The sequence below is a fragment of the Taibaiella lutea genome (assembly GCF_008629695.1).
Classification (GTDB): Bacteria; Bacteroidota; Bacteroidia; order Chitinophagales; family Chitinophagaceae; genus Taibaiella; species Taibaiella lutea.
Genome location: NZ_VWSH01000002.1, coordinates 371,144 through 385,784, shown reverse-complemented (window position 1 = coordinate 385,784; position 14,641 = coordinate 371,144). Strand labels below are relative to the sequence as shown.

Annotated in this window: 13 protein-coding genes; 6 read left to right on the top strand and 7 right to left on the bottom strand. The window is 40.0% G+C overall.

Going from position 1 to position 14,641, the window contains the following annotated elements:
- The first annotated feature begins 63 nt into the window (after positions 1–63).
- Both F0919_RS08775 and porQ read left to right on the top strand, forming a co-directional pair.
- Positions 64–885, top strand: a complete 822-nt coding sequence (locus tag F0919_RS08775) for an enoyl-ACP reductase FabI (RefSeq protein ID WP_150032376.1) — start codon at positions 64–66, stop codon at positions 883–885.
- A 127-nt stretch (positions 886–1,012) separates the two neighbouring features.
- Positions 1,013–2,113, top strand: coding sequence for a type IX secretion system protein PorQ (gene porQ / locus F0919_RS08770; RefSeq protein WP_150032375.1), 1,101 nt, complete (start codon positions 1,013–1,015; stop codon positions 2,111–2,113).
- A 43-nt stretch (positions 2,114–2,156) separates the two neighbouring features.
- Here the strand turns inward: porQ and F0919_RS08765 are convergent, their stop codons facing one another.
- Positions 2,157–3,155 carry an acyl transferase gene (locus F0919_RS08765; RefSeq protein WP_150032374.1) on the bottom strand — a complete coding sequence of 333 codons (999 nt, stop codon included), beginning with the start codon at positions 3,153–3,155 and terminating at the stop codon, positions 2,157–2,159.
- 106 nt (positions 3,156–3,261) lie between these two features.
- On the opposite strand from F0919_RS08765, the gene F0919_RS08760 reads away from it, so the two are divergent.
- The 3 genes from F0919_RS08760 to F0919_RS08750 all read left to right on the top strand — a co-directional run bounded on the left by F0919_RS08760 (position 3,262) and on the right by F0919_RS08750 (position 7,776).
- The gene (locus tag F0919_RS08760; protein WP_150032373.1) at positions 3,262–3,756 is read left to right on the top strand and encodes a hypothetical protein; all 495 of its coding nucleotides are present in this window, start codon (positions 3,262–3,264) and stop codon (positions 3,754–3,756) included.
- A gap of 37 nt (positions 3,757–3,793) precedes the next feature.
- Positions 3,794–7,177: a DUF4175 family protein gene (locus tag F0919_RS08755; RefSeq protein WP_150032372.1), complete on the top strand. Its 3,384-nt coding sequence runs from the start codon at positions 3,794–3,796 to the stop codon at positions 7,175–7,177.
- A gap of 215 nt (positions 7,178–7,392) precedes the next feature.
- Positions 7,393–7,776, top strand: coding sequence for a DoxX family protein (locus F0919_RS08750; protein ID WP_150032371.1), 384 nt, complete (start codon positions 7,393–7,395; stop codon positions 7,774–7,776).
- A gap of 86 nt (positions 7,777–7,862) precedes the next feature.
- Here the strand turns inward: F0919_RS08750 and ftsH are convergent, their stop codons facing one another.
- Both ftsH and rsfS read right to left on the bottom strand, forming a co-directional pair.
- On the bottom strand, positions 7,863–9,947 hold the full coding sequence (gene ftsH / locus F0919_RS08745; RefSeq protein WP_150032370.1) for an ATP-dependent zinc metalloprotease FtsH: 2,085 nt from the start codon (positions 9,945–9,947) through the stop codon (positions 7,863–7,865).
- A gap of 157 nt (positions 9,948–10,104) precedes the next feature.
- The gene (rsfS, locus tag F0919_RS08740) at positions 10,105–10,506 is read right to left on the bottom strand and encodes a ribosome silencing factor (protein WP_216629403.1); all 402 of its coding nucleotides are present in this window, start codon (positions 10,504–10,506) and stop codon (positions 10,105–10,107) included.
- A 55-nt stretch (positions 10,507–10,561) separates the two neighbouring features.
- Between rsfS and F0919_RS08735 the strand changes: the two genes are divergently transcribed.
- Positions 10,562–11,326 (top strand): biotin--[acetyl-CoA-carboxylase] ligase, encoded by a 765-nt coding sequence (locus tag F0919_RS08735; protein WP_150032369.1) that lies wholly within the window; start codon positions 10,562–10,564, stop codon positions 11,324–11,326.
- Positions 11,327–11,511: 185 nt separating this feature from the next.
- Here the strand turns inward: F0919_RS08735 and F0919_RS08730 are convergent, their stop codons facing one another.
- The 4 genes from F0919_RS08730 to F0919_RS08715 form a co-directional block, all read right to left on the bottom strand.
- Positions 11,512–11,841: a hypothetical protein gene (locus F0919_RS08730; protein WP_150032368.1), complete on the bottom strand. Its 330-nt coding sequence runs from the start codon at positions 11,839–11,841 to the stop codon at positions 11,512–11,514.
- A 27-nt stretch (positions 11,842–11,868) separates the two neighbouring features.
- Positions 11,869–12,432 carry a guanylate kinase gene (gmk, locus tag F0919_RS08725; protein WP_235903479.1) on the bottom strand — a complete coding sequence of 188 codons (564 nt, stop codon included), beginning with the start codon at positions 12,430–12,432 and terminating at the stop codon, positions 11,869–11,871.
- 143 nt (positions 12,433–12,575) lie between these two features.
- A complete protein-coding gene (locus F0919_RS08720) occupies positions 12,576–13,100 on the bottom strand; it encodes a TlpA family protein disulfide reductase (RefSeq protein WP_150032366.1) in 525 nt (174 codons plus the stop codon).
- A 66-nt stretch (positions 13,101–13,166) separates the two neighbouring features.
- Positions 13,167–14,636 carry a right-handed parallel beta-helix repeat-containing protein gene (locus F0919_RS08715; protein ID WP_150032365.1) on the bottom strand — a complete coding sequence of 490 codons (1,470 nt, stop codon included), beginning with the start codon at positions 14,634–14,636 and terminating at the stop codon, positions 13,167–13,169.
- Between the last annotated feature and the right edge of the window lie 5 nt (positions 14,637–14,641).

Below are 14,641 nucleotides of genomic sequence, written 5' to 3'. Positions count from 1 at the left end.
CATTTTTTTCCGTTACATCTAAATTTCATTACCTTTACCGCCATAAATTACATAACAATTACTATGGCTAATCAACTTTTAAAAGGTAAAAAAGGAATTATATTTGGTGCATTGGATGAGCGTTCTATCGCATGGAAAGTAGCACTTCGTGCAGTAGAAGAAGGCGCTGAAATCGTATTGTCAAATGCTCCGGTTGCATTGCGTATGGGTACTATTAAAGAATTATCTGCCCTTTGCAATAATGCTCCTGTAATTGGCGCTGATGCCACATCCGTTGCAGATTTGGAAAGTCTGTTTAACCAAGCTACCGAACATTTTGGTGGTAAAATGGATTTTGTATTGCATTCCATCGGCATGTCTCCCAACATGCGTAAGGGTTTTGCTTATGATGCTACCAATTATGACAATTTCCAAAAGACTTTAGATATTTCTGCTCTGTCCTTCCATAAAGTATTGCAAACTGCAAAGAAACTGGATGCGCTGAACGAATGGGCTTCTGTATTAGCTTTGAGTTATATAGCTGCACAACGTACCTTCCCGGGTTATAATGATATGGCTGATGCCAAAGCGCTCATGGAAAGCATTGCACGCAGCTTCGGATATCAATATGGTTTTGATAAAAAAGTAAGGGTGAATACTATTTCCCAATCTCCGGTTCCGACAACAGCAGGTTCGGGCGTTACGGGTTTTGACGGTTTTTACAGCTATGCCGAAAAAATGTCGCCGTTAGGTAATGCCACTGCAGAAGATTGCGCAAATTATTGCATTGCAATGTTCAGTGATCTGACCAAAATGGTTACAATGCAGAACCTTTTCCACGACGGAGGTTTCTCTTTTACGGGTGTGAGCCACGGCATTATGCAGGAAATGACTCAGGGTAAATAATTTTCCCGAAAGGATATAGATCTATTAAAAACCTGTAAGGTCCAAAACCTTATAGGTTTTTTAATAAACATACGGAGTAATCTCCTAAATTTATACAATATTAGAGACGTAATTTCGTTTTAGGACCATGAGTAGAATTTTCCGATTATTAGGAGGAATATTACTGGCATCAGCTGCTTTTCAGGCCGGTGCACAAGTAACAGGAGGACAGAATGCTTTTGAATATCTGCGCATGAGCAATAGTCCGCATGTAACGGCTTTGGGTGGCTATGTGCCTGCAAGCCAGGATAATGATGTTTCTTTCACTTTGCAGAATCCCGCTTTGCTAAGGCCTTCCATGCACAACCAGCTTGCGGTTAATTATAATATTTATTACGCAGGCATCGGTATTGCCAATCTTCAGTATGGCTATCATGTAGAGCCGTTAAACACGGATTTCGGTGTCGGTATTCAATATCTGAATTATGGAAACATGACGAATACGGATGCGCAGGGCAATGATTTGGGCAGGATATATGCAGCAGATTATTCACTGAATTTCTCTGCCTCCAGAAAGTACTTAAACCGCTGGCGTTATGGTGCAACTGTAAAGTGGGCACATTCTTTCTTATCTGACCGAAGCAGCATGGCTGTATTGGCTGATGTAGGTATCAGCTACGAAGACACTGCCAATGGCTGGAATATAGGAGTAGTTGCAAAAAACATGGGCATCCAGTTAAAGCAGTATAATCCTGAAAATGATATGGAACCGTTACCTTTCGATTTGCAACTGGGTATATCGAAACGATTAAAGAATGTTCCGCTGAGGTTATATGTTACGGCACACCACTTATATCAATGGGATGTTTACTACAATAATCCTGCCGATAAGGTCGTTACAACCATTATCAGCTCAAGTTCAGATACAGCGGAAGGAAGCCATACTATTGACAGGATTTTCAGACACCTGAATTTTGGAGCAGAATTGATTTTGGGTAAACGCATTACTGTTTCGGCAGCTTACAATCATCTGCGCAGAGGAGAATTAGGTGTTAAAGATGCAACCGGAACGGCAGGTTTTTCTTTTGGTGCAGGCATCAACCTTAATAAAATGGTAGTAAGGTATGCCCGTTCGTATTATGGTTCTGCGGGTGCTTACAATGAATTAGGATTAAGTTTTCAGTTAAATAAGTTCTTCAACGTAGGTAAAAAGACAGAACCCTGGGGCTGGAATAAAACTTATGAATAAAGCGGCAGGCAATGCCAGGCTATGTTGCTCTTAAATAAAGGCATTACACTACCATGAGGCTGCAGCCTCTTAAAGCAGAATGGTCAAGACGACCCATAACTTCAAAGCTGTTATCTATGTAAAGTCTTGCAATGTCGTCTGTTGCAATAAAAGAACAGGAATGTAGATTGGCAAGATCAATAACATTCAGGCATCCTGTACCTGTCAATTTAATATCCAGAGGATCATTCTCATCTCTTACAAATACGCGCATTGTATTGGAAGGCTTAAAAAGGCCGCCTCTTATAGAATATGCCTGCGACAATAATTCCGTCATGCCATATTCGGAATGTACTTCTTTCAGGCTCCATTGCTGCTTTAAAAAAGCATGTACCTGCTCTCTCGTCCATTCTTCTCTCCTCCCCTTCATTCCACCGGTTTCCATTACGACAATGCCTTCTAAATCCATCGGATATTTTTCCGCAAAATCAAGCAAGGCGAATGTTACGCCCAGCAACATTGCTTTCCTTCCCGAAATCCTCAACGCCTGTAACGTTCCAGCCAGTTGCGCCCACTCGTCCAGGTAAAAACCACTTTCCTTGTGCCTGCTTTTTTTAATCAATGCATCTGCCATAAAAACCAATGAAGAGTTTCCCCGTTCCAGATATGACGGCAGTAAACAAAGAAAAACATAATCATCCGGCTCGCCGTAAAACTGTTCAAACGCAAGCATAAAGCTTTGCTCATAAAGCCTTGTATCTTTTAAATAGTGTTTGCTGCTCTGCATGCCCGTTGTACCGCTGCTTTCGAAGGTAACCTGAGGCTTAAAGAAGCCATTCATCACTTCATGAGTTTTGAAGAAAGAAATAGGCAGGAAGGGAATGCGGTGAAGAAAGTTTACATCGAATGGGTTAATGCGCAACGCATCTACAAATTCCCTGTAAATAATACAATTAACATACTGAAAATGAAACATTGCGATAGCATGTTCTTCAAAATTTCTATCATTTACTTCGGCAAGCCAGGAATCCTTTTCCTTTAACTGTTCAATATTGATATACATTTACTAAATTTGATTGGAATATACTTGTCTGCTCTTGTAGTACGTTTTATTATACCTGTAAAGCTCTAAGCAAATTTATAAATAGGAATTAAAGAAAAATAAAAAGATGAAAAGGATATTATTTCTTTTGCTTGTTTCAGTGATAATAATTACTGCCTGTCAAAAAAAACCATATAACTATTTCCCGCCTGAACCACAAATTTACTATAAAGGAATTAAACCCGATACGGTGAATTTTTCAGATACAGCTGCATATGTCCGTATTATTCTGGAATTTAACGATGGCGACGGGGATTTGGGAACGGATCAACAGGAATTAAAAAACAGAATTTATATTAAAGATTCCCGTGACACAACTGCCGGCGATTCTACTTTTACATATCCTTTCCCATATGTTTCCGCCAATATGCGCCCTGATAACGGCAGTCTGCAAGGAAGCATTTTTATCAATCTGGGTCGTGAATATTTCGCCAGGATATTGCCTGATTCATTTCATCTTGCAATGGGAAAAGATACCTTGACATACAATGTTTATATTAAAGATGACAAGGAGCATAAAAGCAATGTCATAAAAACAGATCCTATTTATCTGAGTTTTTAATTTTGCCCCCCCGCAACCGGGACTACTCCTGCTATACATGAATAACTACGAATTACTGATACAAAAACTGGATGCATTTACACGTAAGTTCTATACGAACCGACTGATTCGCGGAGTGCTTATTTTTCTTTCCTGTTTAATTATTTATCTTTTACTTATCAGCATCGGCGAATATTTTTTATATTTCCCTGCCTGGCTGAAACTATCCATCATTGGGATTTTAATTTTTGCGGGTATTGTCACGCTTATCATCTGGATCATTATTCCTTTGATGAAAATGCAACGTCTGGGCAAGATTATTTCGCATGAACAGGCTGCACAAATAATAGGCAGACATTTCCCCGAGGTAAGCGACAAATTGCTGAATATCCTTCAACTGAGGCAAGACCAGAATAATTATGCCAGCAAGGTTTTAATTGAAGCCAGCATTCAACAAAAAGCAGAACAGATTTCCGTAATACCGTTTAATAAAGCAGTCGATTTCGGAAAAAACAAAAAGTACCTGCCTTATCTTTTGATACCTGTAATATTGGGGCTTGGTATTTTAATAATCGTGCCTTCCGTATTTCGCGATGCTTCCGAAAGATTATTGAAACCTTCTGAAAACTTTGCACCGCCGGCACCATTTGCTTTCCATATTATCAGCAATGAAATGAAAGTACCGATGTACAGCGATTATAAGCTGGAAGCAGAGGTGAATGGTTCTAAACTTCCTAATCAAGTGTATGTGCAAGTTGGCGATGAGCAACTTGAAATGCAAAAAATAAGCAAGAACCGGTATAGTTATACTTTCTCAAGGGTGGCACAGCCAATAGATTTCAAGCTGACAGCAGCTGATGTTTATTCGGAAAATTACCAATTGTCTGTTATAGAAAAACCGATGCTGGAATCGTTCAGCGTAAGCGTGGAATATCCGTCATATACGGGTAAGAAGAACGAGGAATTGCAAAGCCTCAGCGACATGAGCGTTCCGGCAGGAACTATATTACGATGGGCTTTGAAGGCCAAACACACGAATAGCATCAGTCTTCGTATGGGAGCCGTTGGCAGCGGTGTTCCTATTCAAAAAACAGATGACAGGTGGAAGGCGATGGCGCGTTTTTACAGAGATACTTCGTATACTATTTTCCTTGGTAACAAGGCTATGCCACGTTCCGACTCGTTCACGTATCACATGGAGGTGATTCCTGATTTGAATCCACAGGTTCAGATGCAGGAAATGAAGGACAGCATTACGGGACAACAGGTTTTGCTTACGGGAAATGCAAGTGATGATTACGGTATTTCAAGACTAAATTTTCATTACGCTATTTACGACGGGAAAAAGCAATTGCTGGCAAACAAAATCATTCCTGTAAAAATGACTCCCGGAGCCGTTGTACCTTTTCAGCAATATTTTGACTTTGCAAGCCTGAATCTCTCGCCGGGGCAGGAGGTAAATTATTATATAGAATGCTGGGACAATGATGCAGTGAATGGCAGCAAAATGGGCCGCAGCGAAATCCATACTTACCGCATGCTGGATTTAAAGCAGGTGGACAGCGCTATGGATCAGAATTCCAGGCAAATCAATCAGGGTTTAAGCAACAGTGCAGACCAGGCGAAGAAGTTACAGAATGACATGAAGGAAATGCAAAACCAGATCCTGCAATCCGACAATATGAACTGGGAAAGCCAGCAACAAATGAAATCGCTGGTGGATAAGCAGGAGCAATTAAAGCATCAGGTGGAGGCCATCAAAAAGAGATTTGAAGAACAAAAAAAGCAAAGCGAACAAAAAAATTATAGCCAGGATGTAAAAGACAAACAGGAAGCGGTTCAGAAACAATTAGATAATTTGCTTAACAAAGAGCTGGCAGAGCAATTAAAGAAATTGCAGGAGATGATGAAGAACATGAATAAGGACAATGCTTTTCAGAATCTTCAAAAAATGCAGCAGGACAATAAATTGTTTAATATGGACATGGAGCGTATTCAGGAATTGATGCGCAAGTTGGAAATGCAAATGAAGATGGAGGACGTGGCGAACAAGCTTATGGATTTGGCGAAACAGGAAAGTGATTTGCAAAAGAATACGGATGCCCAAAGCAAAGACAATGCGCAATTAAATCAGGAACAAAAGGACATCCAAAAAGACCTGCAGAACGTGCTTCAGCAGGATATGAAAGAACTGGATAAACTAAACAAGCAGCAGCAGAAACCTGAAGATCTGGACAAAGCAAAGGAGCAAGGTAAAGATGCAGAGGAAAGCATGGAGGAGAGCAGTGATCAATTGCAACAAAAAAATAATTCAAAGGCAAGTCAATCGCAAAGCAAAGCTCAGAAACAATTGCAACAAATGGCTGCAGGCATGAAAAAGATGGCTCAGGACATGGATCCGGAACAGATTGACATTGACATCAAAGCCACCAGGCAAATCCTTACTAATTTAATCCGCTTTTCATTTGATCAGGAGCAGCTTATGTCTAAAGTGAAACAGACTTCGCCAGGCAGTCCTAATTATACACTAAACATTCAGGAAGAAAACAGGCTGAAAGGGAATGCAAAAATGATAAGAGACAGCTTGTTTGCATTGAGCAAGCGTGTGTTTCAAATAGCTGCATCGGTCAATAAAGAAACTTCTGACCTGACTGCGAATATTGATAATACTATTGATGCGCTTGAAAACAGAAGATTAAGCGAAGGCGTTACAAGACAACAATATGCCATGACAAGCGCCAATAATCTTGCATTGATATTGAATGAATTATTGAGTAATCTGATGCAAAGCCAGGCAGAATCGCAAGGTTCGGGCTCGGGCATGGGCAAACCTAAACCGGGTCAGGGAAAAGGCGATGCTTCGGGGATGATGAAAGATATTATTACAGGGCAGCAAAAGTTGGGTAAGGGTATGAAACCCGGACAGGGAAAGCAACCCGGCGGGCAGCAACAAGGTGGCAATAGCCCGGGCGGATCAGGAAACGGCGGTAGCGGCGAAGGCAGTGATGGAGAGGGCGAATCGGAACAGATAGCGCGCATGGCACAACAACAGGCGGCATTACGCAAACAAATTCAGGAATTATCAAGCCTGCTGAACAGCAAAGGCATGGGCGGAAATGCGCAACAACTTAAAGCCATTCAGGACGCAATGGACAAAAATGAAACAGACATGGTAAACCGCAGAATGAATTCAACTTTGATTCAACGTCAGCAGGAAATCATGACAAGGTTACTGGAAGCGGAAAAATCCATCCGCAACCAGGAAGAAGACAATAAACGCAATGCGAATACAGGTAAGGATGAGCAACGGCCTATGCCACCTGAATTACAACAATATCTGCAAAGTCATCAGGCTTTGCTGGATTTGTATAAAACGGTTCCGCCTTCTTTGCGTCCTTATTACAGGAAAATGGCGGAAGATTACTTGCAGCAGGTGAAATAATGATAGGGTTAAAACTCCTATCCTGTTTTATATCGTCCTTTCAGGACTTATCAATAGTTTGTTCCCAAATGCATAGCCTAAATAATAAAGCAGATTCCTGAATAGAATCTGCTTTATTATTTAGGCTAATATAAATTCAATTATAATCAGGTACTCGCTATTGAACTTTGCAATTCGTTTTTCTATATTTGAACTACAAATCAAAACTTTCCATTATGAACAACAAAGCAGCAAAAATCATTTATTGGATTACAACTTCTCTATTAGCATTATTTATCATCCCCGGTGTTTTCTTTCTGAACAGCAAGGTGGCATTGGATGGTATTGCTCACATGCAGATACCCAAATGGCTTTCTCTGGAAGTAGGTTATGGCCAACCAATCGGTGCCTTATTATTGATATTGCCATTCGTTGGTCCGCGTCTTAAAGAATGGGCATATGTTGCGCTGGGCATTGTATATATTTCCGCGCTTATAGGACATTTATATATCGACGGTTTTGGCCCTGATGCGGGATTGGCAATTATACTGTTTATCATTTTGGTAATTTCCTATGTTTGTTATCATAAAATACAGAAACAAAAACCAGGCAATTATTGATTTCATTTGACAAAATAAGTTAAACAGAAAAGCGAAGCCTGACGACTTCGCTTTTATAATAAAAATATCAGTGTTATAACTACTCATTAGCTATCAAGAGCCGCCGTATCAGCTGCACTTGCAGTATCTTCAGGGTTGAATGGCTTAGCTTTCAAAAGTGCGTTTTCATTTGCCAGAAGATTATCCGGAGCCAACATGATGTCATCATCATCCGTCGGCGCTTCGGCAAACGGGCGTTTACCAATCAGGCGTTCCAAATCATCTTTATAAAGAACTTCTTTTTTAAGCAATTCCTCTGCAATAATCCTTACTTCTTCTTTCTTGGATTCCAATAATGCTTTTGCACGCTTATAAGCTACATCCGATAGCTTTTTAACTTCCTGATCTATCAGTTTTCCTGTTTCCTCACTATAAGGTTTTTGGAAACTGCCTTCGCTTGCCGGATCATAAAAAGATATATTACCAATCTGCTCGTTCATACCATAGATGCTAACCATAGCATAAGCAGTACGTGTTATTTGTTGTAAATCGCTTAATGCACCTGTCGAAATTTTTCCGAAGAAAATCTCTTCACTGGCTCTGCCCCCAAGTGTCATACACATATCATCTTCCAGTTCTTCAGTAAGCGTAAGGTATTTTTCTTTTGGTAAATATTGGGCAAAACCCAATGCGGCAGTACCACGAGGCACGATAGTAACTTTTACTAATGGGTGTGCGTGTTCCAGGAACCATCCTGCAACGGCATGACCGGCTTCATGAAATGCAATAACACGCTTTTCATCCGGTTGAATGATTTTGTTTTTCTTTTCCAGACCACCGATAATCCTGTCAACTGCATCATTGAAATCCTGCATATCCACTTCTGACTTACCATTTCTGGCGGCAATCAAAGCAGCTTCATTACATACATTCGCAATGTCTGCACCGGCAAAGCCAGGTGTCTGTTGAGCCAGTTTCTTAACATTCAGGTTCTTAGACTTTTTGATAGGTCCCAAATGCACTTCAAAAATTCTTTCGCGGCCTTTTGCATCCGGCAAATCAATTGTAATCTGCCTGTCGAAACGACCCGGACGTAACAAAGCCGAATCCAATACATCAGGACGGTTGGTTGCTGCAAGGATGATGATACCACTATCTCCGCCAAATCCATCCATTTCAACCAGCATCTGGTTAAGTGTATTTTCCCTTTCATCATTGCTCATTACGGCATTCTTTCCACGGGCACGACCAATGGCATCAATCTCGTCAATGAATACAATACATGGCGCTTTATCTCTTGCCTGCTTGAACAAATCACGTACACGGCTGGCACCTACACCCACAAACATCTCCACAAAATCAGAACCCGACATAGAAAAGAATGGCACTTGCGCTTCGCCTGCCACTGCTTTTGCCAATAAAGTTTTACCGGTTCCCGGAGGACCTACCAATAAGGCGCCTTTTGGAATTTTACCACCAAGTGTAGTATATTTTTTAGGATTTTTAAGGAAATCCACAATTTCCATTACTTCTACTTTGGCTTCGTCCAGACCTGCAACATCGTTAAAAGTGATATTTACTTTTGTACCTTTTTCGAATAATTGAGCTTTGGATTTACCGATACTGAAGATGCCGCCTCCGGCGCCACCGCCGGCAGGTCCCATTTTCCTGAAAACAAAAATCCACAGGATTACCATTATTAACAGAATCGGGAAAGTACCTGCAAAAAAATCGCGCAAAAAGCTGCCGCGGTTTTCTACAAAAACGGGTACTTCTTTTTGTCCTGCTGCCACCAAAGGCTTCATTGCTTCCTGAAAGTTCCGGTCGAAAACTTCATAATCACCGATATTGAACGAAAAGTCGGGTTCATTTTCCGACCTGCTGCCAAACATGGGATTACCCGGCTTCGGTTGTGTTGCACGTGCCTGAGGCGTAAGAAAGACTTCCGCATTTTCCTTGTTTACAACAATAACCTTTGCAACTTTTCCCTGATCAAGAAAATCTCTCTTAAAATCGAGAAATGAAGTTTGTTTTTCAGGTGCCTGAAGGCTTGGTGCAAAAAGGTTCAATCCAATCAATGCAACAACAATAAGCCCGTAAATCCAATACATATTGAATTTCGGACCTTTATTTTTCGGGTTGTTTTTATCAAATCCCGGCGGCAACCCGCCACCTCTTTTATTATCTTCCATGATTTCCAAACTTTGTTTTTGCCTTCTATCGATTTTTTTACGGGCAAAAACCTATAAACTATACTTCGCTGTAATTTCTGTCATCCTTTAAAACAACAACGATTAAATTTTATTGTTTAAATCCAAAAAATAGAATTACTTAAACAATAGATTTTACCTAAGACGCAGGATGTTCCATTTTTTCGGCATCCATCCACAAACCTTCCAAATCATAGAACTTACGTTCATCACGCTGGAATACATGGACAACAATGTTTACATAATCCACCAAAGTCCACAACTGTCCATTCTCAACATGGTAGGGCTTTTCGTCACATTGCAATCTTACTTCTTCTTCAATATTAGAAGCAATCGAATTGATTTGGATATGAGATTGTGCCTCGCAAAGGATAAAAAAGTCGGCAACAGCTTCATCGATTTTTCTCAAATCTAATGAAACAACATTTTCTCCTTTTTTATCATGGATGGCTTTTAAGATGGTTTGAAATAAACTGCTGTCGCGGCTTACTCTTACTTCGGATTTGGTGCGGCTTTTCAGTGAACTGATAATTTTCTCCAATGCTAATGCTAATATTCGTTATTGAATTATATTGCGTTCAAAATTAAGGAAACTTTTGGCACAAAACGCAGAAACTACTTTTCCTGCCTGGCTCCATCATTTTGATACTATAGATAGTACCAACAATTATGCCATGCAGTTGATTGACGACGGATTGGCATATCACGGGCAGGTGATCTGGGCCGATTATCAGACAAAAGGCAAGGGTCAACGAGGAAAAACATGGGAAAATAATGCCGGCAGCCTGCTGATGAGCCTTATTATAAAGCCGGAAATCAATGCTGACAAGCAATTCACGCTGAGCATGCAAACAGCAGTTACGATTGCAAAATATTTACAGGCATTATCGGCACAATGGCACGTTGCCATAAAATGGCCTAATGATATTTACCTGAATGACAAAAAGACATGCGGCATTTTGATTGAAAATGTATTTCGTGGCATGAATTGGGCATATGCAGTAATCGGTATCGGGGTGAATGTGAACCAAAAGAAATTCACCGAATATTTACCGACAGCGACATCGATGTCGATGATTTCAGGACAGGAATATAATTTAAAGGAAATGCTCACAGATATCAGAACAGGTTTGCTGAACTTAATAAGAACTACAAAAACCGATAATAATAACAAACTACTGAACGATTACAATAACCTGCTTTTCAGAAAAGGAAAGGAAATTAGCTTTATAGAAAGAAGTAATGGCAGACACTTTGAGGCTTATGTACAGGAGGTAAATGCGAACGGACAATTGATATTATTAAGCCACATGGGCATTGAGGCTTATAATTTCGGGAGTCTGGATTGGATATTGAAATAGGTTTAATAAAAATCAGGATTTGACGAATCTAAGATTTAAGATTTGACAACTTTATCAGTTAATAACTTTTAAGATTTGACAACTTTTTAAAAGTTGTCAAATCTATATTTGGGAAAAGCTGCAAAATATATATATTTAAAATATCAATTCATACCCAAAAACATACTTATAAATGTCAGGCGATTTTACTTATCCTTTTTCATATCTTCTTTTACCTCTGTTGCTTTTTCATCCACCTTTTTCGCGCCTTTTTTAACAGCCTCCCTGGTATCATGATAAGCATCGCTTACGCCTTCTTTAACATCATGCGCAACGTCCTGCACAGCATCTTTGGTATCTGAAGCCGCATTTTTAATATCTTGTTTGCCTTGGTCCGATGCCTGCTTTACATCGTGTATAGCTGTGTCTAAATTTTGCCCCGGAGTCCGTTCTTGTTCATTAGTATCTGATGAGGAACCGCATGAAGTCAGTATCAGGAAGGAGGCTGTAACAAATAAAAGAATGTACTTTTTCATAAACATCGGTTTTCAAAATGAAAAAAATTATTGCCTGATGAAAGCATCAATAACCTGCAATGTTTCTTCTATTGCTCTGTCCAGATTATCATTTACAATAATCGTATCAAATTGTTCAGCGAAGCTTAATTCATAAGCTGCTTTATCCAGTCGTTCTTGCAAGGTTTGCGGCGATTCTGTTCCTCTTGCTTCCAGGCGGTTACGCAATTCCTCTACAGAAGGGGCTTTTATGAAAATAGAGATAGATTTTTCGCCATATTGCTTTTTGATATTCAAGGCCCCAATCACATCAATATCCACCAGCGGCGCCTGTTCATTATCCCAGATGCGGTTTACTTCTGTTTTAAGTGTCCCGTAATATTTACCGGTATAAACCATTTCCCATTCGATGAAAGCATCTTCCTCAATTTTATTCCTGAAAGCTGTTTCCGTCAAAAAATAATAATCTTTACCATCCACTTCACCCGGTCTTGGCATGCGCGTGCAGGCCGAAATGGAAAATGCCAGTTTGGGTGAGCGTTGCAGCAATTGTTTAACTATAGTGGTTTTACCGGAACCTGAAGGTGCTGTAATGATAATGATCTTATTCAATGTTATTGTAGTTATAATACCGAAAACAGGTGCTGTTATTATAAGGAAAACCTGTTTTGGATAAAACAGGTTTTCAAATTATTTGATTGCAAAGTTAAATGATTCTTGACTTTATAATACTCTGTAGTTAAATACAAGATGAATTATGACTTAACATATTTTGCAAGATCGGCAGCAGCTTCACGGGCATCATTATATTTACCAATCACCTTACCGTCAGGTCCGATAAGGAAAGCCTGCGGAATATATTGAATGCCGTAAATGGTAGCAGGCTGGCTTTGCCATCCGCCTAAGTCGGAAACATGATAAGGCCATACCAAGCCATCTTTCTTTATAGCTGCCATCCATGCATCTTTGTTTTTATCCAAGGAAACGCTGAAAATCGTAAAACCACTGGCATTCTTGAATTTCATGGACTTGTACTTATTGTAAGTAGCCACAACAGCAGGATTGGATGCGCGGCAAGGACCACACCAGCTTGCCCAGAAATCCAGCAAAACGTATTGACCTTTACCAACAGCTTTTAAAGAAAGGGGTTTGCCTTCAGGCGTATTAAAAGATAGCTCGGGCGCAACCTGTCCTACTTTAATAGTTTCATTGGAATATTGTGCGTTGGCCGAAAAAGTACAAATGGCAGCTAAGGCCAGTACACTGATAATTTTCTTCATCTTTAATTCTTAATTCTGATTATAAAATATTTTTTGGAGCAATCTAAAGAAAGCAAAAATAGCTATTTAAGGTTTAAATTCATAACAACCCATTGAAGTGGGATTTAAACGGGAAACACCATCCAAATCTTCAGGTATGGTTCCTGCGTTAATACCTGTACCAACTGCAGGAGAACCCGCCTGCAAATGATGATCATTTTTTGAATAATCTTTGAACATCGGATCCTCATTAAGTTTAATTGCAGTCTGCTGAACAAATGACGGCAAAGGGTCTTTCGACTTCAATATACAATTACTTAAAACCACATTGGCATCATTATCATCCTTTTTATCGAAAACGGTTTCTGTTTCCAACGACCCATAAACGATACAGTTTTTGATGGTAGCCGTTAAATCATTGCTTATATAAGTTGTTTCGGAAGTGGGGAGATAATTCAAAACCGCAAGGCTTATATTTTTGGAGTGATTGAGATAGGTGCCGCCATAAGTAGCAATGGTACAGTCGAAGATATCATACCTGCCGCCCTGGAACAAACAAACGTTTTCAGCACCGCATTCCACAATTTTGCAATTTTCCATATAAAGCGAACTGTTATAAGCCACAATACCATATCCTAATGAGCTTCTGATAACGGAATTGGTCATTTTTAATTTAGGAACGGTTATTGACGGAACGGAAGGGTCTAACTGAATGGTAGCGCCTTGCACAGCCTGAGGTGTATCATTTATAACAAGTTTGGTAGGAGCGCCGCCGTTTTTAAAAACAGCGTAATTAATTTCATTATCATGACTTTTATCGAAAAAATAAAGCCCACCCCATTGTCCCGGAACATCGGCATATTCGCCAATCCAAACCAAGGGATCTAAACGGTCGCCCTGAAAAACAACAGAATCACTCTGTGTTCCCGTAATTTTTAGTGTTCCCAATACGAACAAACGAGAATCCTGATGCACATACACACGGCAACCAGCAGGAATAGTTAATGTCGCGCCTTCATCTACCAAAGCATTATTTACGATAACATAAGGCTTATCTGTTTTCCATTCCTGTGTCTGAAGCGTAGAATCCCTTATGTAGTAAGCATTCTGGCCATAAGCCATTACAGGAATAGAAAATTCCTTTCCATTTAAGGTAACAATCAGATTATCGTCCACAACAAACGGTTTGTTTTCATCGGTAGGGTCGATGGTAACGGCCGCAAATACCCATGCACTGTCATTTCCTGCAATATCAACATCTTTAATTTCAGTTCCCGAGATACCGTTTACATTCAACCGGTAAGCTGAATTAACACCATTCTTAAGCCTGATACTTGAGACGGTTATATCTTCTTTCTGTTTATTGTAAATCTTAAGGCTGCGGGTAGCGCTGCCCTGTGCAGTAAATACGGTATCAAACAATAAAGTATCAATCGAAAAAGCAACTTCGCCTCCATTTGTCAATATTTTTGTTTTCCTGCATGATGCCGACAGGATGATAACAAAGCTTATCAGAACTAAAGGGAAAAGGCGTTTATAAAATTTAACGGATAGCATATTTG